This window comes from Pseudomonas fluorescens (assembly GCF_902498195.1).
In the GTDB taxonomy this organism is placed as follows: domain Bacteria; phylum Pseudomonadota; class Gammaproteobacteria; order Pseudomonadales; family Pseudomonadaceae; genus Aquipseudomonas; species Aquipseudomonas fluorescens_BU.
This window is the reverse complement of the sequence record NZ_CABVIY010000004.1, coordinates 69,600-92,613: the sequence shown is the minus strand read 5'-3', so window position 1 is coordinate 92,613 and position 23,014 is coordinate 69,600. Positions and strand designations below refer to the sequence as shown.

Annotated in this window: 19 protein-coding genes; 8 read left to right on the top strand and 11 right to left on the bottom strand. The window is 61.4% G+C overall.

Going from position 1 to position 23,014, the window contains the following annotated elements; all coding sequences use genetic code 11:
• Positions 1-56: 56 nt before the first annotated feature.
• Positions 57-320: a DUF4404 family protein gene (locus tag F8N66_RS15415; RefSeq protein ID WP_150771007.1), complete on the top strand. Its 264-nt coding sequence runs from the start codon at positions 57-59 to the stop codon at positions 318-320.
• A 118-nt stretch (positions 321-438) separates the two neighbouring features.
• On the opposite strand, the gene queF is transcribed toward F8N66_RS15415, so the two are convergent.
• Positions 439-1,269, bottom strand: coding sequence for an NADPH-dependent 7-cyano-7-deazaguanine reductase QueF (gene queF, locus F8N66_RS15410; RefSeq protein ID WP_150771006.1), 831 nt, complete (start codon positions 1,267-1,269; stop codon positions 439-441).
• Between the two features lie 61 nt (positions 1,270-1,330).
• On the bottom strand, positions 1,331-1,867 hold the full coding sequence (locus F8N66_RS15405) for a plastocyanin/azurin family copper-binding protein (RefSeq protein ID WP_150771005.1): 537 nt from the start codon (positions 1,865-1,867) through the stop codon (positions 1,331-1,333).
• Between the two features lie 158 nt (positions 1,868-2,025).
• Here F8N66_RS15405 and F8N66_RS15400 point away from each other — a divergent pair, with 158 nt between their 5' ends.
• Both F8N66_RS15400 and F8N66_RS15395 read left to right on the top strand, forming a co-directional pair.
• Positions 2,026-2,706, top strand: coding sequence for a heavy metal response regulator transcription factor (locus F8N66_RS15400; RefSeq protein ID WP_150771004.1), 681 nt, complete (start codon positions 2,026-2,028; stop codon positions 2,704-2,706).
• The gene (locus F8N66_RS15395; protein ID WP_150771003.1) at positions 2,706-4,055 is read left to right on the top strand and encodes a heavy metal sensor histidine kinase; all 1,350 of its coding nucleotides are present in this window, start codon (positions 2,706-2,708) and stop codon (positions 4,053-4,055) included. Before F8N66_RS15400 ends, F8N66_RS15395 begins: the two co-directional genes overlap by 1 nt.
• 109 nt (positions 4,056-4,164) lie before the next feature.
• Here the strand turns inward: F8N66_RS15395 and F8N66_RS15390 are convergent, their stop codons facing one another.
• From F8N66_RS15390 to F8N66_RS15380, 3 genes are all read right to left on the bottom strand, one after another.
• The gene (locus tag F8N66_RS15390) at positions 4,165-5,409 is read right to left on the bottom strand and encodes a lipoprotein-releasing ABC transporter permease subunit (RefSeq protein WP_150771002.1); all 1,245 of its coding nucleotides are present in this window, start codon (positions 5,407-5,409) and stop codon (positions 4,165-4,167) included.
• A gap of 63 nt (positions 5,410-5,472) precedes the next feature.
• Positions 5,473-6,156 carry a lipoprotein-releasing ABC transporter ATP-binding protein LolD gene (gene lolD / locus F8N66_RS15385; RefSeq protein WP_191623001.1) on the bottom strand — a complete coding sequence of 228 codons (684 nt, stop codon included), beginning with the start codon at positions 6,154-6,156 and terminating at the stop codon, positions 5,473-5,475.
• 7 nt (positions 6,157-6,163) lie between these two features.
• A complete protein-coding gene (locus F8N66_RS15380) occupies positions 6,164-7,414 on the bottom strand; it encodes a lipoprotein-releasing ABC transporter permease subunit (protein ID WP_150771000.1) in 1,251 nt (416 codons plus the stop codon).
• A gap of 94 nt (positions 7,415-7,508) precedes the next feature.
• Here F8N66_RS15380 and F8N66_RS15375 point away from each other — a divergent pair, with 94 nt between their 5' ends.
• Both F8N66_RS15375 and F8N66_RS15370 read left to right on the top strand, forming a co-directional pair.
• A complete protein-coding gene (locus F8N66_RS15375; RefSeq protein WP_150770999.1) occupies positions 7,509-8,090 on the top strand; it encodes a PilZ domain-containing protein in 582 nt (193 codons plus the stop codon).
• A 14-nt stretch (positions 8,091-8,104) separates the two neighbouring features.
• The gene (locus F8N66_RS15370) at positions 8,105-8,827 is read left to right on the top strand and encodes a glycerophosphodiester phosphodiesterase (RefSeq protein ID WP_150770998.1); all 723 of its coding nucleotides are present in this window, start codon (positions 8,105-8,107) and stop codon (positions 8,825-8,827) included.
• Between the two features lie 42 nt (positions 8,828-8,869).
• On the opposite strand, the gene sthA is transcribed toward F8N66_RS15370, so the two are convergent.
• The 3 genes from sthA to F8N66_RS15355 form a co-directional block, all read right to left on the bottom strand.
• Positions 8,870-10,264: a Si-specific NAD(P)(+) transhydrogenase gene (gene sthA, locus F8N66_RS15365; protein WP_053161582.1), complete on the bottom strand. Its 1,395-nt coding sequence runs from the start codon at positions 10,262-10,264 to the stop codon at positions 8,870-8,872.
• A 207-nt stretch (positions 10,265-10,471) separates the two neighbouring features.
• The gene (locus F8N66_RS15360; protein WP_150770997.1) at positions 10,472-11,500 is read right to left on the bottom strand and encodes an FAD:protein FMN transferase; all 1,029 of its coding nucleotides are present in this window, start codon (positions 11,498-11,500) and stop codon (positions 10,472-10,474) included.
• Between the two features lie 161 nt (positions 11,501-11,661).
• Positions 11,662-13,125 (bottom strand): glyceraldehyde-3-phosphate dehydrogenase, encoded by a 1,464-nt coding sequence (locus F8N66_RS15355; protein ID WP_150770996.1) that lies wholly within the window; start codon positions 13,123-13,125, stop codon positions 11,662-11,664.
• 362 nt (positions 13,126-13,487) lie between these two features.
• Here F8N66_RS15355 and mfd point away from each other — a divergent pair, with 362 nt between their 5' ends.
• The 3 genes from mfd to F8N66_RS15340 are packed head-to-tail and all read left to right on the top strand — an operon-like array spanning position 13,488 to position 20,217.
• A complete protein-coding gene (mfd, locus tag F8N66_RS15350) occupies positions 13,488-16,937 on the top strand; it encodes a transcription-repair coupling factor (protein ID WP_150770995.1) in 3,450 nt (1,149 codons plus the stop codon).
• Positions 16,938-16,947: 10 nt separating this feature from the next.
• Positions 16,948-17,514 carry a CsiV family protein gene (locus F8N66_RS15345; protein ID WP_150770994.1) on the top strand — a complete coding sequence of 189 codons (567 nt, stop codon included), beginning with the start codon at positions 16,948-16,950 and terminating at the stop codon, positions 17,512-17,514.
• A gap of 9 nt (positions 17,515-17,523) precedes the next feature.
• The gene (locus tag F8N66_RS15340) at positions 17,524-20,217 is read left to right on the top strand and encodes a DEAD/DEAH box helicase (RefSeq protein WP_150770993.1); all 2,694 of its coding nucleotides are present in this window, start codon (positions 17,524-17,526) and stop codon (positions 20,215-20,217) included.
• Positions 20,218-20,349: 132 nt separating this feature from the next.
• Here the strand turns inward: F8N66_RS15340 and F8N66_RS15335 are convergent, their stop codons facing one another.
• The 3 genes from F8N66_RS15335 to F8N66_RS15325 form a co-directional block, all read right to left on the bottom strand.
• Positions 20,350-21,087, bottom strand: coding sequence for an S-methyl-5'-thioinosine phosphorylase (locus tag F8N66_RS15335; protein ID WP_150770992.1), 738 nt, complete (start codon positions 21,085-21,087; stop codon positions 20,350-20,352).
• Positions 21,088-21,099: 12 nt separating this feature from the next.
• A complete protein-coding gene (gene nagZ, locus F8N66_RS15330) occupies positions 21,100-22,098 on the bottom strand; it encodes a beta-N-acetylhexosaminidase (protein ID WP_191623021.1) in 999 nt (332 codons plus the stop codon).
• A gap of 170 nt (positions 22,099-22,268) precedes the next feature.
• On the bottom strand, positions 22,269-22,976 hold the full coding sequence (locus tag F8N66_RS15325; RefSeq protein WP_007974041.1) for a TetR/AcrR family transcriptional regulator: 708 nt from the start codon (positions 22,974-22,976) through the stop codon (positions 22,269-22,271).
• Positions 22,977-23,014: the final 38 nt, after the last annotated feature.

Sequence of the window (23,014 nt, the reverse complement as noted above, 5' to 3'; positions counted from 1 at the left end):
TCTTTGGCGCTTCGCTGCGGTCTATGCCAGTGCCAATCGAGAAAAGGAAGAACGCCATGCCTGCCCGCGAACTGCAAGAACAGCTCAATGCCCTGCGCGAGCAATTGGAGCAGAATCCTCCGCTGTCCGAAGCCGAGCGCACAGACCTGCACGCGCTGATGCAACAGATCGAACTTGAGCTTGAGCTCGAAACCAAAACCAAGGACGTCAACCTGGCCGATAACGTCAACCTGGCCGTCGAACGCTTCGAACTCGAACACCCGACCCTCGCTGGCACCTTGCGCCAGATCGGCCAGGCGCTGCACAGCATGGGTATCTGAGCCTCTCCACCCTGTGTAGGAGCTGTCGAAGACTGCGATCTTTTGATCTTCCTTTAAAAAATCAAAAGATCGCAGCCTCGTTGCACTCGACAGCTCCTACAGCTCCTTCAGCAGGTCTTTATTGACGGACCAGGCGATGGTTCGGCAGCCGCACTTCTTCTGTACTGCGATACGGATTGATATCCAGCCCGCCACGGCGCACATAGCGTGCATACACCGTCAATTTCTCCGGCTTCAGCAAGCGCTGCAGATCGAGGAAGATGCGTTCCACGCACTGTTCATGGAAGTCCGAGTGCTGGCGGAAGCTGACGATGTATTCCAGCAGGCTGGCGTGATCCAGTGCCGCACCGCGATATTCCACCACCACGCTGCCCCAGTCCGGCTGGCTGGTCACCGGGCAATTGGATTTGAGCAAATGGCTGTGCACGCTCTCTTCGACAATGCGCGATTCGTCGCAACGCAACAGTTCCGGACGCGGATGCTCGTAGTTGCTGACGCGGATATCCAGTTCATCGATGCACGCACCCGGCAACGCCACGACGCCTTCGGCTTCTACCTCTTTCAGGCTGCGGACGCGCACGCCCACCGGCTTGCCGGCGGCGGCCGACAAGTCCTTGACCAGCGTCGTTTCAAGGCTCGCGGTGTCGGCAAACGGCGTCTGGTTCAAGGAGTTGAGGTACAGCTTGAACGACTTCGATTCGATGATGTTCGGCGAGTCCGCCGGGATGCTGAACTCGCCGATCGCTACCACGGGCTTGCCCGATGGCAACAGCCACGACAGTTCGAAGCAGTTCCAGAAGTCCACGCCCTTGTACGGCAGGGTTTCGGCCGTCAGGCCCAACTCGGCCCACTTGGCGGTACGCGGGATCGGGAACAGCAAGGACGGCGTGTAAGTGGCGATATATTCGCTGGATTTGCCCAGCGGCGAGTGTTCGGCTGCGGGATGCATGGCGGAAACCTGACTGAATAATCAGCGGATTCTATCAGCCTTTGCTCCCGCCTTTGAGTGCTTACTGACTGACTGTCAATTTGCCGACCATGCCGGCCTGGTAATGACCGGGAATATTGCAGGCAAACTCCAGGCTGGTGGCCTTGGTGAACGTCCAGGTCAATTCCGCGGTTTTGCCCGGCTCCACCAGCACGCTGTTGGGGTCATCGTGCTTCATACCATGCCCCATCGCGCCATGATCCATGCCGGCCATGGCACTGTGGTCCATCGCCTTCACGCCTGTAGGCGTAAGCATGCCGCTTTGCTGCATCCGCAGCATTTCCTGCTGGTGCCGGGCATGCATCGCCGCGTCACCTAGGTTGAATTCGTGCAGCAACTGGCCTTTGTTCACCAGCACGAAGCGCACGGTTTCCCCGGCCTTGATGTCGATGGCCTTGGGGGTGAACGACATGTCGCCCATCACCACCTCGACACTGCGGCTCGCCTTGTTCGCGGGCGCCGGTTGACCGAATTCATACGTCGGCGCCGGTGACGCCCACACGGGCGAACTCAAAGCCAGGACACAGGCAGCCAAGGCCACGGATTTGCGCAAAAACATCGTCGTACTCCAACAAAATAAGGTTCAGCCTGTGGAAAACTCTAAACTGCCACCGCTGCCCGCAACCTGACAGCCAGATTACAACTTTGTCAGGTTGGCCTGCACCGCCGCCGCCCACGGTATAAAGCTGTCGTTCCATCAAAAAGCCCGAGTCGCCCATGAAACTGCTGATCGTCGAAGACCAACCGAAAACCGGCCACTACCTGCGCCAGGGCCTCGCCGAAGCCGGTTTCAATACCGAGCTGGTGGCTGATGGCATCAGCGGCCAGCAATTGGCGCTGAGTGGCGAATACGCGCTATTGATCCTCGATGTGATGCTGCCCGGTCGCGATGGCTGGCAGATTCTGCAAGCGGTACGCAGCGCGGGCCTGGACACGCCGGTGCTGTTCCTGACCGCACGGGATGCCGTGGAAGATCGGGTTCACGGCCTCGAACTCGGTGCCGACGATTACCTGGTCAAGCCTTTCGCCTTTTCCGAACTGCTGGCCCGGGTGCGCAGCCTGTTGCGCCGTGGCAGTGTCGCGCCCCAGGAAACCTGCCTGCAACTGGCGGACCTGCGCCTTGACCTGATCCGCCGTCGAGTGGAGCGCAGCGGCCAGCGCATCGACCTCACGGCCAAGGAATTCGCCCTGCTGGAAATGCTCCTGCGCCGCCAGGGCGAGGTGCTGCCCAAGTCACTGATCGCATCGCAGGTCTGGGACATGAATTTCGACAGCGATACCAATGTCATCGAAGTCGCGATCCGCCGATTGCGACTGAAGATCGACGATGATTTCGCCAATAAACTGATCCACACCGTGCGCGGCATGGGTTATGTGCTTGAAGAGCGCCGCGCCTGATGCAGCGACTCTCCTTGGGCACTCGCCTGGCCTTGCTGTTTGCAGCGTGTACGGCGGTGGTGTCGTTGTTCGCCGGGGTACTGTTCAGTCGCGCCAGTGAAACGCACTTCATTGAACTCGATCAGCAGCTGCTGGATGCCAAGCTGATTGGCATGCGGCGGGCGCTGCACGATATTCAAGCGAGCGACAGCCAGGTCAGGCTGGCCGATGAACTGAGCCGGCAAGCCGATCTGTCCCTGCGCATCACCGGCAGCGATGGCCAGCGCTGGTATGACAGCGCAACGAACCTGCCGGACAAACTTCCGCAAGCACCCGGGCTGTCAACGATCAGCAACGACGGCACCGATTACCGCGTCCTCAATGCCCCCCTGTTGCCCGACACGCCTGGCTCACCGCAATTGACCCTGCTGCTGGACATCACGCATCACCAGCATTTTCTGCAACGCATGCAGCACTTGATCTGGCTGACGGTCGGCCTGTCCGCCCTGGCCACCGCGCTATTGGGCGCCTGGGCAGCCCGCAGCGGCTTGCGGCCGTTGCGACGCATCAGCGCTGTCGCCAAGGGTGTTTCGGCGCAATCGCTCAACGCACGCCTGCCCGAAGAAAACATGCCGCCGGAGCTGGCGGAAATGGCCCATCACTTCAACGCCATGCTCGGGCGCCTCGACGACTCCTTTCAACGGTTGTCGGCCTTCTCCGCCGACATTGCCCACGAACTGCGCACTCCGCTGTCCAACCTGCTGACCCACACCCAGGTCACCCTGACCCGCCCGCGCGCCCTCGAGGAGTATCGCGAAGCCCTGCACAGCAACCTCGAAGAGCTGCAATGGATGGCGCAACTGGTCAACGACATGCTTTACCTGGCGAAAGCCGGGCACGGTCTGTTGATGCCCAGGCGTGAACCGCTGGCGCTGGGGGAGGAAGCGGATGTGCTCCTGGAGTTTTTTGCACCGTTGGCCGAGGACGCGCGAGTGACGCTAAGTCGCGATGGGAATGCGCACATCGAAGGCGACCGCAGCATGCTGCGGCGGGCGCTTTCGAACTTGCTGGACAATGCGTTGCGATTCACCCCGGTCGATGGCGCGATTCTGATAAGGATCATTGATCAGGCCAAAGGGTTGACCCTGACGGTTGAAAACAGCGGCGACGGGATTGCCGAAGAGCTGCTGCCACGCCTGTTCGACCGCTTTTACCGGGCAGACCCGGCGCGTCATGAAGGCAGTAGCGAGCATGCGGGGCTGGGATTGGCGATTACACAGTCGATCATTCACGCCCATGGTGGGCAGATTCGTTGTGAATCGGAGAATGGGTGGACGCGGTTTGTGATCGAGTTGCCGAAGGGAGATTGAAGCCGGCAGGGCCGGCCTTTTCGCGAGCAAGCCCGCTCCCACACTGGATGTGTATTAACCGCAAATCCAGTGTGGGAGCGGGCTTGCTCGCGAAAGCGGTGTAACGTTTTTACGAATACCGCAACGCGTGCGCGGGCTCGATCTTCGCCGCACGCCAAGCCGGGTAGACGGTAGCCAGGAAGCTCAGCACAAACCCCGCCGAACAAATCAAGGCAACATCGCCACCCTGCAACTCGGACGGCAGGTTACTGACGAAATACACGTCGGAACTGAAGATGTGCTGGCCACTGACTCGCTCGATCCAACCCACCAACTCACTCACGTTCAGCGCCGCGATCACGCCCAGCACGCCACCAATCAAGGTGCCGACGATCCCGATCACCGTGCCCTGGACCATGAAGATCGCCATGATCTGCCGCGGTGTGGCGCCGATGGTGCGCAGGATCGCGATGTCGGCGCCCTTGTCGTTCACCACCATGATCAACGTCGCGATGATGTTGAACGCCGCAACGGCAACGATCATCAGCAACAGCAAGCCGATCATGGTTTTTTCCATCTTCATCGCGCTGAACAGGCTGCCCTGGGTGTGGGTCCAGTCGTCAGCCCGATAGGCCGTGCCCAGCCCGCTGGCGATGGTGCTCGACACCTGCGGCGCGGCGTACAGGTCCTTGACTGCCAGGCGCACGCTCTGCACCTGATTCGGTTCCCAGTGCTGCATCTGCGCGGCATCCGCGACGTGGATCAACGCCATCGAGCCGTCCAGTTCGGCGCCGACCTTGAACACGCCAACCACATTCAAGCGCTGCATGCGCGGCGTGATGCCGCCCGGCGCGTTGCTGACTTCAGGAACGATCAGGGTGATCTTGTCGCCGACATTCAGGCGAAAACGCCGCGCGGTGATTTCACCGATCACCACGCCAAACTCGCCCGGCTTCAAGGCATCCATCCGACCCTGGACGATGTGTTTGGCGACGATCGACACCTGGCCTTCCAGCGCCGGATCAACGCCGCTGACCTGGATCGGCTGCATCGTGCCCTTGTAGGACAGCATGCCTTCCATCTCGGTAAACGGCACCGCGGCCGTGACTTCCGGGTTTTTCATGGCGGCCGCCGCCACCGGCTGCCAGTCATCGATGGGATTGACGCCCACGATGGTCGCGTGCGGGACCATGCCGAGGATGCGCGAGCTCATTTCGCGCTGGAAGCCGTTCATCACGGACAACACCACGATCATCGCCAGCACGCCCAGGGCGAGACCGATCATCGAGGTCATCGAGATGAAGGAAACAAAGCGATTGCGGCGCTTGGCGCGGGTATAGCGCGTGCCGATAAAGATCGATAACGGTCTGAACATTCGCGGGGGCACCGTATAAAAATAAAAGACCCGACGCCTTTTCAGGCATCGGGTTTCGACCCGTCAGATGGGCGTCAGGCAACCTTCTTGAAGGTGCAGGACGCGGTCCATCTGGCGGGCCAGGTTCATGTCGTGGGTTACGACCAGGAACGCCGTGCGCATCGAAGTGCTGAGCTCCAGCATCAAGTCCTGGATACCTTCGGCGGTGTGGGAGTCGAGGTTGCCCGTGGGCTCGTCGAGCATCACCAGGCCCGGATTGTTCACCAGGGCACGGGCAATGGCCACGCGCTGGCGCTCACCACCGGACAACTCGGATGGCTTGTGCTCAAGGCGATGACCCAGCCCTACCCGTTCCAGCAATGCGGTGGCACGCTTGCGCGCTTCCGGGATCGCGGTCTTGCCGATCAGCAGCGGCATGCAGACGTTTTCCAGTGCGGTGAACTCGGGCAGCAAGTGGTGGAACTGATACACAAAGCCCAGGGCACGGTTACGCAGCAGGCCGCGATTCTTCTCGCTCAGCGCCGACAGCTCCTCGCCGTCGAGCCAGACGCTGCCCTTGGTCGGCGTATCGAGGCCGCCAAGCAGATTGAGCAAGGTACTTTTGCCCGAACCCGACTTGCCGATGATCGCCACGCGCTCACCCGGGTGCAGCTCCAGCTGTAAACCGGCCAGGACCTCCACCGACTCCGGGCCTTCCTCGTAGGATTTGCCCAGGTTGCGGCAGCTCAAGATTGCTTTTTCACTCATGCCCGACTCACTCATAACGTAGCGCCTCCGCAGGCTGGGTGCGCGCGGCACGCCAGGCTGGATACAAGGTGGCGAGGAAACTCAGGACCAACGCCGCGGAGCAGACCATCACCACGTCCTGGCTCTGCACCTGCGACGGCAGGTAATCGATGAAGTACACGTCGGCGTTGAGGAACTTGTGCCCGATCAGGCCTTCAAGCGCCGAGATCGCGGCACTGACGTTCAGCGCGGCGAAGATCCCGACCACCGCGCCGATGGCCGTTCCAACCACGCCGATGACCGTGCCCTGCACCATGAACGTGCGCATGATCGTGCCCGGCGTGGCGCCGAGGGTACGCAGGATCGCGATGTCGCTCTTCTTGTCGTTCACCACCATCACTAGCGTGGAAATGATGTTGAAGGCGGCGACGGCGACGATCAGCAGCAACAGCAGGCCGATCATGGCTTTTTCCATGCGGATCGCCTGGTACAGGTTGCCGTGGGTGCGGGTCCAGTCGCGGGCGTAGTAATGGTCTTCGCCAAGCTCGCGGGCGATGCTCCACGCGGTGCGCGGGGCCTGGAACAGGTCATCGAACTTCAGGCGGATGCCCTGGACCTGATCCGGTTTCCAGCGATGCAGCCGCGCCAGGTCCTGGAGATTGGTGATGCCCAGGTAACCGTCGATCTCGCCGGCGCCGACATGGAAGATGCCGACCACGGTGAAGCGCTTCATGCGCGGGAACATCCCGGCCGGGGTCACGGTGACTTCCGGCGCCACGAATGTCAGCTTGTCGCCGATCGCCGCGCCGAGCTTGGCTGCCGCCTTGTCGCCAATGACGATGCCGAACTCGCCGGGCTTGAGGTCATCGAGTTTGCCCTGCTGCATGAAGTTGTCGATGATCGAGACCTGGCGCTCCAGCGCCGGGTCGATGGCGTTGAGCAGGACCTTGGAGACCTTGCCGTTGTTGGTCAGCAACCCCTGCATCTGGGTGAACGGCGCCACGGCCGTGACCTGCGGGTTCTGCTTGACCTTGGTGGCCAGGCCTTGCCAATCGCTGATCGGCTCACCGGCCTCGATGGTCGCGTGGGGCACCATGCCCAGCACGCGGGTGCGCATCTCATGATCGAAGCCGTTCATCACCGACAGGACCACGATCATCACGACCACGCCAAGGGCGAGCCCGATCATCGACGTCAGGGAAATGAAAGACACAAAATGATTGCGACGCTTTGCACGGGTATAACGCGTGCCGATAAATACGAAGAGAGGTCTGAACATGTCGGGGCTTGTTCGGAGGGAAAAGGAACGTCCTTGTGGCGGGGGTTGATAACCAGCTTTACACTCAGACCACCGCCGCTACCATGGGTTCGCCATGTCGACATTAGATGAAGAAGATCGCCGCGAATACTACCGTATCGAGGACACGATCGCACTGGAAATTCGGCCCCTGTCCGCTCTCGAAGCCGCAGGCCAGGAAGTGTTGCAGGATGCTTCTCCACTCTTCAACCTGCTCAGTGAATTGCACCTGAGCGAATTCGAGTCGCAGCACCTGTTGCGCCAGATCAGCGAGCGAGACCGCAACCTCGCGGCGTTCCTCAAATCCCAGAACAAACGCATCGATCTGCTGAGCCAGGTGATCGCCATCACCGTGCTCGGGCAGATTGGCGAGCCGCAGCCAGTGATCATTTCCGAGGGTGGCATCGACTTCCAGCACCCGACCCCGATTGCCCCCGAGTCACGCCTGTCGATCAAGCTGGTGCTGATGCCGCAAGCCCTGGGCCTGCTGCTGCGTGCCCGCGTCACCCATTGCGACCGCAAGGGCGATGGCTATGACGTCGGCACCGAGTTCGAACACCCGACCGATGCCCAGCGCCAACTGCTGGCCCGCTACATCTTGCAAAAGCAGGCCCAGGAACGACGTCTGGCCCGCGAACTACTTGAATCCGGCAATTAATTTAAGGAAGAACCGTGACCCTCATCTACGGCCATCGCGGCGCCAAGGGCGAAGCACCGGAAAACACCCTGACCAGTTTTCAGGAATGTCTCAAGCACGGCGTGCGCCGTTGCGAACTGGACCTGCACCTGTCCAGGGATGGCGAGCTGATGGTCATCCACGACCCGACGCTCAAGCGCACCACCGACCGACGCGGCAAGGTGGTCGAGCACACCGCGGCGGATCTGGTGACCTACGATGCGCGCAAAGGTGGACCGGGCTGGATCAAGCCGTGCCCGATCCCGACGCTTGAAACCTTGTTCGAACAATGCGATTTCGAGCACTGGCAACTGGAAGTCAAAAGCGCTTCACGCACTCGCGCCGCGACCACCGTACTGGCCATCCGAGAAATGGCGCAACGCCATGGCCTGCTGGACAAGGTGACGATCACCTCCAGCTCGCGGGAAGTCTTGAAAGCCGCGCTGGACCTGGTGCCTGACGTCTCCCGCGGACTGGTGGCCGAATACGCCTGGCTCGACCCGTTGAAGGTCGCGGCCAGCTACGGCTGCGAGATTCTGGCGCTGAACTGGACCCTGTGTACGCCGGAACGCCTGCAGAAGGCGCAGCGCCAGGGGCTGCATGTGTCGGTGTGGACCGTCAACGAACCTGCGCTGATGCGCAGGCTCGCCGACTTCGGCGTTGACAGCCTGATTACAGACTTTCCCGGTTTGGCCACTGCCACGCTCGAGAATTGCTGAAATCGGTCTCCCCGGCCGGCTCAGGCCACCGGCCGGAGCCACTCAAAAAAGCCGGTTGAGGCCGTCGTAAGCGGCTACCCGATAGGCTTCGGCCATGGTCGGGTAGTTGAACGTGGTGTTGACGAAGTACTTCAGGGTGTTGAGTTCGCCCGGCTGGTTCATGATCGCCTGGCCGATGTGCACGATCTCCGACGCCTGGTAACCGAAGCAGTGAACGCCCAGCACTTCCAGGGTTTCGCGGTGGAACAGGATCTTCAGCATGCCTTGCGGCTCGCCGGCGATCTGCGCACGCGCCATGCTCTTGAAGAACGCCTTGCCCACTTCGTACGGCACCTTGGCCTGGGTCAGCTCCTGCTCGTTCTTGCCGATCGAGCTGATCTCGGGAATGGTGTAGATGCCGGTCGGTACGTCATTGACGAAACGCCAGCTGCCGTTGTCGACGATGCTGCCAGCGGCCGAACGGCCCTGGTCGTGGGCGGCACTGGCCAGGCTCGGCCAGCCGATCACGTCACCGGCACCGTAGATGTTCTGAATGCCGGTGCGGTAGTTCTCGTCGACTTCGATCTGGCCACGGCCGTTGACCTTCACGCCGATGTTTTCCAGGCCCAGCTGATCGGTGTTACCGGTCCGGCCGTTGCACCAGAGCAAGGCGTCGGCCTTGATCTTCTTGCCGGACTTGAGGTGCAGGATCACGCCGTTGTCCACGCCTTCGACGCGGTCATAGTCTTCGTTGTGGCGAACCGTGATGTTGTTGTTGCTGAAGTGGTAGCTCAGCGCCTGGGAAATTTCCGAGTCGAGGAAGCTCAGCAACTGGCCGCGGTTGTCCACCAGTTCGACGAGAACCCCCAGGCCGCTGAAGATCGAGGCGTATTCGCAACCGATCACGCCGGCGCCGTAAACGATGAGTTTACGCGGGGTGTGGCCGAGACTGAGGATGGTGTCGCTATCGTAGATACGCGGGTGATGGAAATCGATGTCGGCCGGACGATACGGACGCGAACCGGTGGCGATGATGATGTGCTTGGCCACCAGCTTCTCGACCACGCCGTTGGCGCATACCACTTCGATGGTTTGCTCGTCGGCGAAGCTGCCGGTGCCGAAGAACACGTCGACGCGATTGCGGGCGTAGTAGCCGGTACGCGAAGCGACTTGCTTGGAGATGACTTTCTCGGCGCTTTTCAACACGTCCGGGAACGAGAACCAGCGCGGCTCACCAATGGCCCGGAACATCGGGTTGGTGTTGAACTGCATGATCTGCCGGACCGAGTGACGCAGTGCCTTGGACGGGATGGTGCCCAGGTGGGTGCAGTTGCCGCCGACCTGGCGACGGCTGTCGACCATCGCCACCTTGCGCCCTGCTTTGGCGGCGTTCATTGCCGCGCCTTCTCCCGCCGGGCCGGAACCCAACACCACCACGTCGTAGTTGTAGACAGCCATGCGTACTCCTCAGAACAGGCCGTGGCGCCATCGGCACCTGCGGCTAAATCACGCCCATCTGTGGCGTGAAGGAACAATTTGGGGCCAGTGCAGAACCCGGACACAGTCTATAGAAGCGTCAACGCCGCGCACATTAACCCTTGGTCGCGTCGTAGGCTACTTTTGCCTGCGCTACAACGCCAGTTTTCAATGTTTGAATCGCCCAGATCACTCGGTTTTCCCGCCGCCGAGGCGTTCAAAAGCGTGACTGGTGCGTGTGACGAAACCTGTATCGGCACGAATCACAAAAAATGCGCCGATATCGTGCTTTTCTGCGAATTCCAAACCGCGGTCCGGTCCCAGGATCAGCAACAGGGTCGATAAGCCATCGGCCATCAACGCCGAAGGATGAATCACCGTGACGGAGGCCAGGGTGTGTGAGACCGGTACACCGGTTCGGGCATCGAAGGTGTGGGAATAGCGTCGCCCATCCTGCTCGAAGTAATTGCGGTAGTCGCCGGAGGTGGACAAGCCGTAACCGTCGACGATGACGATGCGCTCAGCCACTTGCTGGTCATCACGCGGTTCTTCCAGGGCAATGCGCCAGGATGAGCCGTCGGGTTTCTTCCCGGCCGCCTTGAGCTCCCCGGTGGCCTCGGCGAGGTAATCATGAATGCCCAGCGCTTCGAGCCTGGCGGCGATCTGATCGACCGCATAGCCGGCGGCGATGCTGTTGAAGTCGACTTCGACGGCGGCTTCCTTGCACAGCTGATCGCCCTTTATGTGCAGTTGACGATGCCCCACCCGCTGCCGCACCTCGGCCAGCGCTTGCGCGGTCGGGACTTTTTCTTCGCGGGCCTGCGGGCCGAAGCCCCAGAGATTGAGCAGCGGCTCCACCGTCAGGTCGTAGGAACCGTCACTTTGCACTGACAGCTGCTCGCCGACGCGAACCAATTGGAGGATCGACGCGGGCATTGCCTGACAACGGTTGGCGGGCAACTGGTTGAAGCGCTCGATATCGGAATCGCTGCGGTAGGTCGACATTTGCCGGTCGATGTCGGCCAGGATCTTTTCGGCTTCTACCTGGACGACTGCCGGCGCGGGAAGACCGGCGTGGCGGACGTACTTAACCGACCAGGTGCTGCCCATGGTCGGGCCGCCGAGGGTTTCCAGAGAGTCGCCGTTACCGCAGCCAGAGAGGATGCCAGCCAACACTACGATCCCGAACAGCCGCCAATTCAACGAATCCCCTCCCATGGAAAATATCTGACACAACGCCAAGTCCGGCCATTATGCGATAGAAATGTGGGAGCGGGCTTGCCCGCGAAGAGGGCGGGCCAGACAACACACCTGTGATTTCATCGCACAAACAAAAACGCCCCGACCAGGGTCGGGGCGTTTTCACAAGCAGCTAAGGCTTAGCGCGGGAACGCTGGCGGGTTTACACCGGCCATGTCTTCCATTACGCGTACCACCTGGCAGCTGTAACCGAATTCGTTGTCGTACCAGACGTACAGAACAACGCGGTTATCCTGGGTGATGGTTGCTTCAGCATCCACGACGCCAGCGTGACGCGAGCCAACGAAGTCGGTGGAAACCACTTCCTGGGAGCTCACATAGTCGATCTGCTTGTGCAGATCTGAGTGCATGGCCATCTGGCGCAGGTACTCGTTGATCTCTTCGCGAGTGGTGGCCTTTTCCAGGTTCAGGTTCAGGATGGCCATCGACACGTTCGGCGTAGGCACGCGAATCGCGTTACCGGTCAGCTTGCCCTTGAGCACTGGCAGTGCCTTGGCGGCTGCGGTGGCGGCACCGGTCTCGGTGATGACCATGTTCAGCGGCGCGGCGCGGCCACGACGGCTGCCCTTGTGGAAGTTGTCGATCAGGTTCTGGTCGTTGGTGAACGAGTGAACGGTTTCGACGTGGCCATTGACGATGCCGTACTTGTCGTTGACTGCCTTGAGCACCGGCACGATGGCGTTGGTGGTGCAGGAAGCCGCCGAGATGATCTTGTCGTCAGGGGTGATGTCGCCGTGGTTGATGCCGTGAACGATGTTCTTCAGCGCGCCCTTGCCAGGTGCGGTGAGGATCACGCGGGCAGCGCCCGGGCAGGCCAGGTGCTGGCCCAGGCCGTCGGCGTCACGCCACACACCGGTGTTGTCGACGATCAGCGCGTTTTCGATGCCGTACTGGGTGTAGTCGACTTCGGCCGGGCTCTTGGCGTAGATCACCTGGATCAGGTTGCCGTTGGCGGTGATGGTGTTGTTGGCTTCATCAATGGTGATGGTGCCATCGAACGGACCATGAACCGAGTCACGACGCAGCAGGCTGGCACGCTTGACCAGGTCGTTCTCGGCGCCCTTGCGCACGACGATGGCGCGCAGACGCAGGCCGTCGCCACCACCGGTTTTCTCGATCAGGATGCGCGCCAGCAGACGGCCGATACGACCGAAGCCGTACAGGACAACGTCGGTGCCTTTGCGGGCTGAAGCGTTCTGCTGGCCAACCACGTCGGCCATTTCTTCACGGACGAACTGCTCGGCAGTACGGCCATTGCCTTCGGCCTTGAACTTGGCCGCCAGCTTGCCCAGGTCTACCGAAGCGGCGCCCAGCTTGAGCTCGCTCATCGCCTTGAGCAGCGGGAATGTTTCGTGGACGGACAGCTCGCTTTCGTCGGACTGACGGTGACGAGCAAAGCGGTGAGCTTTGAGAATCGCAATGACTGAACGATTGATCAGGCTGCGGCCATAGATCGAGCTCACCACGTTGTTATTGCGGTAGAGCTGACCGATAAGCGGAATCATCGCTTCTGCGAGTGCTTCACGGTCGATCCATTCACCAAGACACTGGTCGGGCTTCTGAGTCACGGGAACCTTCCACATGTAGGGGCAGAAAAAAGGGGCTACATTATGCCGCCGAGTGCACCGTGTAGCAATGCGCGCTTGTCGCACCGTCCGTAACAATTTTCCGTTCAAAAAAATTACGCTCGGCTGAAGCCCAGTAAAACCGGGGCTTCCAGCCTCGTCAATTTTTTGGGGACAGCGCTGCCTTATCCGTAACCATCCGTAACACTGCTCCGTTTTACCACTACATATTCAGCGATTTTCGCTTAAAAACGGCCCGATTTTGTCTTTACCACTACATTTCGCCCCGCCCGCGTAATAGACACATCTGCAACTGACAGCCGGCACCCGAGACCGCTACAATTACCGACTTTGTCGCAACGCTTGGAGCTCAACCTTCCGTGCCCGTTCTGCGTCTACCGCATCTCCCTGCCGCGGCAGGTAAACAGCATTGGGGCAATCTGCCCGGTGCCGCCCTGAGCCTGGCCATCGCCGAGGCCGCCAGCGCTGCCAAGCGCTTTACCCTGCTGCTGACCGCCGACAGCCAAAGCGCCGAACGGCTGGAACAGGAGCTGGGTTTCTTCGCCCCGGATTTGCCCGTGCTGCATTTCCCCGACTGGGAAACCCTGCCCTACGATCTGTTCTCGCCGCACCAGGACATCATTTCCCAGCGCATCTCGGCTCTTTATAGATTGCCGGAACTGAGTCACGGCGTGCTGGTGGTGCCGATCACCACCGCCCTGCACCGCCTGGCGCCCACCAAATTCCTGCTCGGCAGCAGCCTGGTGCTGGACGTCGGCCAGAAGCTCGACGTCGAGCAGATGCGCACCCGGCTGGAAGCCACCGGCTATCGTTATGTCGATACCGTGTACGAGCATGGCGAATTCACCGTGCGCGGCTCGCTGATCGATCTGTTCCCGATGGGCAGCAAGTTGCCCTATCGCATCGACCTGTTCGACGACGAAATTGAAACCCTGCGCACCTTCGATCCGGAGAATCAGCGCTCCATCGACAAGGTCGACTCGGTCAAGCTGCTGCCGGCCAAGGAATTCCCGCTGGAGAAGGAAGCCGTGACCCGCTTCAAGGCGCGGTTTCGCGAGCGCTTCGATGTCGACTTCCGTCGCTGCCCGATCTTCCAGGATTTGAACAGCGGAATTACCCCCGCCGGCATCGAGTACTACCTGCCGCTGTTTTTCGAGGATACTTCGACGCTCTTCGATTACCTGCCCCAGGACACACAAGTGTTTTCCCTGCCAGGTATCGAGCAGGCTGCGGAAAACTTCTGGAACGATGTGCGCAATCGCTATGAAGAGCGTCGCGTCGATCCCTCCCGTCCTTTATTGCCGCCCGCCGAGTTGTTCCTGCCGGTGGAAGACTGCTTCGCGCGCCTGAAAAACTGGCCACGGGTGGTGGCGAGCCAGCAGGACGTGGAGACCGGAGCCGGCCGTGAACGCTTCCCGGCTCGGGAACTGCCGAACCTGGCCATCGAAGCCAAGGCCACCCAGCCGTTGGCGGCGCTGGCGGACTTCCTCGACCAGTTCCCCGGACGCGTGCTGTTTACCGCTGAGTCCGCGGGCCGTCGCGAAGTGCTGCTGGAACTGCTGGAACGCTTGAAGCTGCGACCGAAGACCGTCGACAGCTGGCCGGATTTCGTGGCCGGCAAGGAACGCCTGGCGATCACTATTGCGCCGCTGGATGAAGGCTTGCTGCTGGACGATCCGGCCCTGGCCCTGGTGGCCGAAAGCCCTTTGTTCGGTCAGCGCGTGATGCAACGCAGGCGCCGCGAGAAACGCGCCGATGCCAACAACGATGCGGTCATCAAGAACCTCACCGAGCTGCGCGAAGGCGCACCGGTGGTGCACATCGACCACGGGGTCGGTCGCTACCTGGGCCTGGCGACGCTGGAAATCGACAGCCAGGCCGCCGAATTCCTCGCCCTGGAGTACGCCGAGGGCGCCAAGCTCTACGTGCCGGTGGCCAACCTGCACTTGATCGCCCGCTACACCGGCAGCGACGATGCACTGGCCCCGCTGCACCGCCTCGGCTCCGAGACCTGGCAGAAAGCCAAGCGCAAGGCCGCCGAACAAGTGCGCGACGTGGCTGCGGAACTGCTCGACATCTATGCGCGCCGTGCCGCCCGCGAGGGCTATGCCTTTGCCGATCCGAAGGCCGATTACGCCACCTTCAGCGCCGGCTTCCCGTTCGAAGAAACTCCCGACCAGCAAACCACCATCGAAGCCGTGCGCGAAGACATGCTCGCGCCGAAGCCGATGGACCGCCTGGTGTGCGGCGATGTCGGCTTCGGCAAGACCGAAGTGGCGATGCGCGCGGCGTTCATTGCCGTGCATGGCGGTCGCCAGGTAGCGATCCTGGTGCCAACCACCCTGCTCGCCCAGCAACACTACAACAGCTTCCGCGACCGCTTCGCCGACTGGCCGGTGACCGTGGAAGTGATGAGCCGCTTCAAGTCGGCCAAGGAAGTGAACGCCGCGGTGGCCGACCTGGCGGAGGGCAAGATCGACATCGTCATCGGCACCCACAAACTGCTGCAGGACGATGTGAAAATCAAAAACCTCGGCCTGGTGATCATCGACGAAGAACACCGTTTCGGAGTCCGCCAGAAAGAACAGCTCAAGGCCCTGCGCAGCGAAGTCGACATCCTCACCCTGACCGCCACGCCCATCCCGCGCACGCTGAATATGGCGGTGTCAGGCATGCGCGACCTGTCGATCATCGCCACGCCGCCGGCCCGTCGCCTGTCCGTGCGGACTTTTGTCATGGAACAGAACAAGAGCACGGTCAAGGAAGCCCTGCTCCGCGAGCTGCTGCGCGGCGGTCAGGTCTACTACCTGCACAACGATGTGAAGACCATCGAGAAATGCGCCGCCGACCTCGCCGAGCTGGTCCCGGAAGCGCGGATCGGCATCGGCCACGGGCAGATGCGCGAACGCGAACTCGAACAGGTGATGAGCGATTTCTACCACAAGCGCTTCAACGTGCTGATCGCCTCGACCATCATCGAGACCGGCATTGACGTGCCGAGCGCCAACACCATCATCATCGAGCGTGCCGACAAGTTCGGCCTGGCGCAGCTGCACCAGTTGCGTGGCCGGGTCGGGCGCAGTCACCACCAGGCCTACGCGTACCTGCTGACGCCGCCGCGCCAGCAAATCACCCCGGATGCGGAAAAGCGCCTGGAAGCGATCGCCAATACCCAGGACCTCGGTGCAGGCTTCGTGCTCGCCACCAACGACCTGGAAATCCGTGGCGCCGGCGAACTGCTCGGCGACGGGCAAAGCGGGCAGATCCAGGCCGTCGGTTTCACGCTGTACATGGAAATGCTCGAGCGCGCGGTGAAGTCGATCCGCAAGGGCGAACAGCCGAACCTCGATCAACCGCTGGGCGGCGGTCCGGAAGTCAACCTGCGCGTACCGGCGCTGATTCCCGAAGACTATCTGCCGGACGTCCATGCTCGCCTGATCCTCTACAAGCGCATCGCTTCGGCCACCGACGAGGACGGCCTCAAGGATCTGCAAGTGGAGATGATCGACCGTTTCGGCCTGTTGCCGGAGCCGACCAAGAACCTGATGCGCATCACCGCCCTGAAATTGCAGGCCGAGCTGCTGGGCATCAAGAAAGTCGACGGCGGCCCGCAGGGCGGACGCATCGAGTTCGCGGCGCAAACCCCGGTCGACCCGCTGACCCTGATCAAACTGATCCAGAGCCAGCCCAAACGCTACAAATTCGAAGGTGCCACGATGTTCAAGTTCTTGGTCCCGATGGAGCGCCCGGAAGAGCGCTTTAATACTGTAGAGGCGCTGTTTGAGCGCCTCATCCCGAAAACTGCTTGAAGGACGCCGCATGCGCCTGTTTCGCTCACTGACCCTGTTGCTTACGCTGGTCGCCCCTTCGGTGTTTGCCGATGATCTGTATCAGATTGAAATGATTCTGGTGCGGCAAAATGCCGTGCCGGCGATCGTCAGCCGTGCCGCACCGGAAGACTGGGATGCCGGTGCCCAACGCATCAACCCCGACAGCCTGCGCACGCCGAGCCTCAATGGCGAAGTGGAAAAACTCACGGCCAGCAATGAATACGAGGTATTGCTCCACAAAGCCTGGCAACAGAACCTGGGCGAGGAAGCCACCAAAATCGCGATCAGTGACGGCAAGGAACAGTTCGGCCAGTTCCCGATCGAGGGCACCCTGAGCATGAAACTGGGGCGTTTCACCGACGTCGACGCCGACTTCTGGGTCAACCAGATCAACGCCGATGGCCTGGTCACCGCCAGTGAACGCCTGAAGACAGAAAGCCATACCAAGAACGGCCAACTGAACTTCCTCGACGCCGGCCACCTCGGCCTGCTGATCAAGATCACCTCCCTGACCGCCCCCGCACCCCGGCCAGTCCCCGAAGAAATTCCGGACTGATTGATCCTTATGTCCGCGACCCTGAGCAAACCCCTGGCACCTTCCTGGGTCAGCCGATTCAAGGAACAGAGCCTGGAGCGTGGCCGCCGCTACGCGCTGGAGAACCGCGTCAGGATCGTCGAAGCGGGTGACGCCACGATCGTCGCGGCTTGCGAAGGCTCTGGCGGCAACGTTTACCGTCAGACCATTCGCTTGCGGGAGTCAGCCAAAGGCACGCTGCTGATGATCGACGCCACGTGCTCCTGCCCGGTCCACAGCAACTGCAAACATTGCGCGGCCGTCTTGCTGCAGGTGCAGGAAACCCTCGACTACCCCGCTGCGGCCAAAGACGCCGAGCTTCTGGAAAAACTCCAGGCCGTGCTGGAAAACCGCAACCCGAAGGCGCCGCCGCAAGTGCTGGTGGACAACGTGCAACCGGTTCCACGCCTGTGGTTGGCGAGTATCGAATTCAGCGCCTTCGAACCGCGCAATGGCCGGATGCAGCGCTACATCCAGCATCGCGCGGCGCTGTCCTTCAGTTACCTGGACGAATACGTATCCGGACAGAAAAACAGCGACATCCTGATTCGCCAGGAAACCCAGACCCTGCGGATAAAACGCCACCCGGAAGTGGAACAGTCCTACCGGGAACAGCTGCGCATCCTCGGCTTCAAAATCGCCACCCGGCAAAGCAAGGCCTTGCCGGAAAGCGCCGGCGAACTGTTCGAGATGGTCAATGACAGCGCCTGGCTGACCTTCACCCTCAATGAACTGCCGAAGCTGCGCACCCAGGGCTGGGAGTTGCAAATCAACGAGGACTTCGGCTTCGACCTGACAGCAGTGGACGACTGGTACGCCACGGTCGAACAGGCACCGGAACGTGATTGGTTCGATCTGGAACTGGGGATCATCGTCAACGGCGAGCGCCTCAGCCTGCTGCCGATCCTGTTGAACCTGATGCGCTCGCACACCGAAATCCTCAACCCGGAGCGCCTGGCCCGACGTCGCGACGACGAGCTGATCCTGGTGAACATCCCCAACCGGCCGAATTCCGAATACGGCCCGTTGCAAGTCGCCCTGCCCTTCGGCCGCTTGAAGCCAGTGCTGGCGACCCTCGGCGAGTTCTACCTGCAAGAACCCGGCGAAACCACGCTGCGCTTGAGCAAGGCCGACGCCACGCGCCTGAACCCGCTGGAAGACCTGCCGTTGCTCTGGGAAGGCGGCGAACAGATCCGCACCTTTGCCCAACGCCTGCGCGACATCAAGGACTACACCGCCAGCGCGCCTGAAGGCTTGAACGCGATCTTGCGCCCCTATCAGCTCGAAGGCCTGAGCTGGATGCAGTCGCTGCGGCAACTGGAGGTGGGCGGAATTCTCGCGGACGACATGGGCCTGGGCAAAACCCTGCAGACCCTGGCGCATGTCCTGTGCGAAAAGAACGCCGGACGCCTGGATCGTCCGTGCATGGTGGTGATGCCCACCAGCTTGATCCCCAACTGGCTCGACGAGGCGGCGCACTTCACGCCGCAGCTCAAAGTCCTGGCCCTGTACGGCGCCAGCCGCAAAAAGCACTTCGAGCACATGGCCGATTACGACCTGATCCTGACCACCTACGCGTTGCTGCCCAAGGACGTCGAACGCCTGGCGGCGCAGCCCCTGCACGTGCTGGTACTGGATGAAGCGCAGTACATCAAGAACCCCAACAGCAAGGCCGCGCAGGCCGCTCGTGAGCTGAACGCCCGCCAGCGCCTGTGCCTGAGCGGCACGCCGCTGGAAAATCACCTGGGCGAGCTGTGGTCACTGTTTCACTTCCTGCTGCCGGGCTGGCTCGGTGATGTGAAAAGCTTCAACCGCGATTACCGCGTGCCGATTGAAAAGCGCACCAGCGAAGTCAGACTCCAGCACCTCAACGGTCGGATCAAACCCTTCCTGTTGCGCCGGACCAAGGAACAGGTGGCGACCGAGCTGCCACCGAAAACCGAAATCATTCATTGGGTCGAGCTTAACGAAGCCCAGCGCGATGTGTACGAAACCATGCGCCTGGCCATGGACAAGAAAGTCCGCGACGAAATCACCCGGAAGGGCGTCGCCCGCAGCCAGATCATCATCCTCGAGGCGCTGCTGAAACTGCGCCAGGTGTGCTGCGATTTGCGCCTGGTCAACGATGCCGCCCTGCCGGCGCGCGGCAGCACATCGGGCAAGCTCGACAGCCTGATGGAGATGCTTGAAGAGCTGTTTGAGGAAGGCCGGCGAATCCTGCTGTTCTCGCAGTTCACGTCGATGCTGTCGCTGATCGAGGACGAACTGAACAAACGCGGCGTGGCCTATGCATTACTGACCGGACAGACCCGCGACCGACGCACGCCAGTGAAGGACTTCCAGAGCGGCAAGCGCCAGATCTTTCTGATCAGCCTGAAGGCAGGTGGGGTCGGCCTGAACCTGACGGAAGCGGACACCGTGATTCATTACGACCCATGGTGGAACCCGGCCACGGAAAACCAGGCAACCGACCGCGCGTATCGCATCGGCCAGGAAAAACCGGTGTTCGTCTACAAGCTGATCGCGCGCGGGACGGTGGAAGAGAAGATTCAGCATCTGCAGAAAGAGAAGTCCGACCTCGCTGCCGGCGTACTGGATGGACGCCAGGCCGGAGACTGGAAGCTGCAGAGCGATGATATCGAGGCGCTGTTTGCGCCTTTGCCGGACAAGCTGGAGAAGCGTTGAGTACAGCGGCGCCTGACGGTCCCCTTTCGCGAGCAAGCCCGCTCCCACATTAGACCGTGTCCGTGCGGACAACCCGGTCAACTGTGGGAGCGGGCTTGCTCGCGAATGGGTCAACTCGGCCTGAAGCCTGGATCAGGCCTTCAGCACGCGCGCCAACGTCGACTTCACCTTGCCCATCCCGTCATGCAGCGCCTGCTCGATCTCGGCCATGGTAATCACCGCCGTCGACTTGCCCGCCGCCGGATTCACCACCAGCGCCAGGCAGGCGTAATCCAGTTCCAGCTCACGGGCCAGCGCCGCCTCCGGCATCCCGGTCATGCCGACGATGTCGCAGCCGTCACGTTCCAGGCGCGCGATTTCAGCAACGGTTTCCAGCCTCGGGCCTTGAGTACAGGCGTACACGCCATGACTGCTGTAGCCAACGCTTTCAGCCGCCAGTGCCGCGATCAGTTGCTGACGCAGCGCCTCGCTGTACGGGTAGCTGAAATCGATGTGCGTAACCTGCTCCAGGTCATCGGCAAAGTAGGTGTGCTGGCGACCGCTGGTGTAGTCGATCAGCTGATGCGGCACGCAAAAATGCCCGGTGCCCATCGCGGCGTGAATCCCACCCACGGCGTTGACCGCGAGAATCGCCTCGGCCCCGGCCTGCTTCAGCGCCCAGAGGTTGGCGCGGTAGTTCACCTGATGCGGCGGGAAGCGGTGCGGATGGCCGTGACGGGCGAGGAACAGCACTTCCTTGCCGGCATACTCGCCGATCTGCACGTCGGCCGAAGGCGCGCCGTAAGGGGTGTCGACCGCCAATGACTGACGAATGCTCAGGCCTTCGAGTTGAGTCAGGCCGGTACCACCGATAATCGCGTAAACCGTCATAGCGAACAGTCCTTAATCAATCAATTGAGCTTCTTTGAGCGCGCCGACGGCTGCCAGCCAGCGCGGATCCTGACGGTATTCAGTATTGGCGAACGACTGACCGCGCATCCGTGCGATCCGCGCCGACGGCTTGACCTTCAGGCGCTGGGCAGCGCTGAGGGCCAGTTCGGCCGCGGCGCGATCGTTACAGACCAGGCCCATGTCGCATCCGGCGCTCAGCGCGGCTTCGATGCGGCTGGCGGCATCGCCCACCACGTGAGCGCCTGCCATGGACAGGTCGTCACTGAAAATCACCCCGTCGAATTGCAACTCACCCCGCAGGATGTCCTGCAACCAGCGACGGGAGAAGCCGGCGGGCTGTGAATCCACTTGTGGATAGATCACGTGAGCCGGCATGACGGCCGCCAGTTGCTTGCTCAACCGGGCGAACGGCACCAGGTCGTTGGCGCGGATTTCGTCGAGGCTACGCTCGTCGTTCGGGATCGCCACATGGGAATCCGCCTCGGCCCAGCCGTGGCCGGGGAAATGCTTGCCGGTGGCCGCCATGCCGGCGTTGTTCATGCCGCGGATGAATGCGCCGGCCAACAGCGCGGCACGGGCAGGATCGCCTTCGAAAGAACGGGTGCCGACCACGGCACTGCGCTGGTAATCGAGGTCCAGCACCGGGGCGAAACTCAGGTCCAGGCCGACGGCCAGCACTTCGGTGGCCATGATCCAGCCACACTGCTCGGCCAGGTATTCGGCATTCGGGTTGTCGGCAATCGCACGCATGGCCGGCAATCGCACAAAACCCTGGCGCAAGCGTTGAACCCGGCCGCCTTCCTGATCCACCGCCAACAGCAGGTCGGGACGGATGGCACGGATGGCCGCACTCAACTCGCGGACCTGACGCGGGTGCTCGATGTTGCGGGCAAAAATGATCAGGCCACCCACTTCGGGCTGACGCAACAATTGGCGATCTTCAGCCGTCAGCCAGGTACCGGCGACGTCCACCATCAACGAGCCTTGCAGGCCAGCAGTCATAGAGATTCCTTGATAACGATGAATCCGGCCCGCACGGATTCGCCGCCGTGGGCTGTGCCCGGCAGGTCGGCGATATCAACGGGAAAAGGATTCAGAACGAGAGTCGGCATGGGCGGCTAGCTTAACGGATGTCAGCTGCCGCGCCCACCCGTGCGCGGTCAAACCTTGGCGGCAACCGGTGTCGATTTGCTACGCGGACGCAGCTGTGCGGTGGCCATGGCCGTGTCGGTGACGCCGGATTCGGCACGCATGCCGGCCGCGAGGAACGGCACCATCAGCCGCATGACTTGTTCGATGGAGGTATTCACCCCGAAATCGGTTTCGGCGATCGCACGCAGCGCCTTGATACCGGACATGCTGAACGCCGCCGCACCCAGCATGAAATGCACCCGCCAGAACAGTTCGATCGGCGGAATGCGCGGCGCCGCTTCGTTGACCAGCATCATGTAGCGGCGGAACACCTTGCCGTACATATCTTCCAGATACCGACGCAAATGTCCTTGGCTCTGACTGAAAGCCAGGCCGAGTAATCGCATGAAGATGGAAAGGTCGTTGCCGCTGCGCGGTTGTACCACCAGGGCCTGCTCGACCAGGATTTCCAGCAGTTCTTCCAGCGTGGGCTTGATTTCAGGCTTGGCCTGGCGCCGCTCAAGCTCTTTATCCAGGCTGATGCAGAAAGGCCCGAGAAAACGTGAGAAGACCGCCTGGATCAGCGCCTTTTTCGAGCCGAAGTGATAATTCACAGCCGCCAGGTTGACACCGGCCTTGCTGGTGATCAGACGCAACGAGGTTTCGGCGAAACCTTTTTCCGCGAACAATTGCTCGGCAGCATCGAGAATGCGTTCAACGGTTTCCGACTGGGCCATGGCTACTCCGCCTGACAAACACTTGTTTGAAACATACG

What these genes read in the sequence shown, in the direction of transcription:
- F8N66_RS15355 (WP_150770996.1), bottom strand. Translation starts at nt 13,125, where the DNA reads ATGTGGAAGGTTCCCGTGACTCAGAAGCCCGACCAGTGTCTTGGTGAA.
- F8N66_RS15335 (WP_150770992.1), bottom strand. Translation starts at nt 21,087, where the DNA reads ATGACGGTTTACGCGATTATCGGTGGTACCGGCCTGACTCAACTCGAA.
- F8N66_RS15390 (WP_150771002.1), bottom strand. Translation starts at nt 5,409, where the DNA reads ATGTTCAGACCGTTATCGATCTTTATCGGCACGCGCTATACCCGCGCC.
- F8N66_RS15415 (WP_150771007.1), top strand. Translation starts at nt 57, where the DNA reads ATGCCTGCCCGCGAACTGCAAGAACAGCTCAATGCCCTGCGCGAGCAA.
- F8N66_RS15400 (WP_150771004.1), top strand. Translation starts at nt 2,026, where the DNA reads ATGAAACTGCTGATCGTCGAAGACCAACCGAAAACCGGCCACTACCTG.
- queF (WP_150771006.1), bottom strand. Translation starts at nt 1,269, where the DNA reads ATGCATCCCGCAGCCGAACACTCGCCGCTGGGCAAATCCAGCGAATAT.
- F8N66_RS15325 (WP_007974041.1), bottom strand. Translation starts at nt 22,976, where the DNA reads ATGGCCCAGTCGGAAACCGTTGAACGCATTCTCGATGCTGCCGAGCAA.
- F8N66_RS15405 (WP_150771005.1), bottom strand. Translation starts at nt 1,867, where the DNA reads ATGTTTTTGCGCAAATCCGTGGCCTTGGCTGCCTGTGTCCTGGCTTTG.
- F8N66_RS15375 (WP_150770999.1), top strand. Translation starts at nt 7,509, where the DNA reads ATGTCGACATTAGATGAAGAAGATCGCCGCGAATACTACCGTATCGAG.
- F8N66_RS15395 (WP_150771003.1), top strand. Translation starts at nt 2,706, where the DNA reads ATGCAGCGACTCTCCTTGGGCACTCGCCTGGCCTTGCTGTTTGCAGCG.
- F8N66_RS15345 (WP_150770994.1), top strand. Translation starts at nt 16,948, where the DNA reads ATGCGCCTGTTTCGCTCACTGACCCTGTTGCTTACGCTGGTCGCCCCT.
- F8N66_RS15380 (WP_150771000.1), bottom strand. Translation starts at nt 7,414, where the DNA reads ATGTTCAGACCTCTCTTCGTATTTATCGGCACGCGTTATACCCGTGCA.
- F8N66_RS15340 (WP_150770993.1), top strand. Translation starts at nt 17,524, where the DNA reads ATGTCCGCGACCCTGAGCAAACCCCTGGCACCTTCCTGGGTCAGCCGA.
- lolD (WP_191623001.1), bottom strand. Translation starts at nt 6,156, where the DNA reads ATGAGTGAAAAAGCAATCTTGAGCTGCCGCAACCTGGGCAAATCCTAC.
- F8N66_RS15360 (WP_150770997.1), bottom strand. Translation starts at nt 11,500, where the DNA reads ATGGGAGGGGATTCGTTGAATTGGCGGCTGTTCGGGATCGTAGTGTTG.
- sthA (WP_053161582.1), bottom strand. Translation starts at nt 10,264, where the DNA reads ATGGCTGTCTACAACTACGACGTGGTGGTGTTGGGTTCCGGCCCGGCG.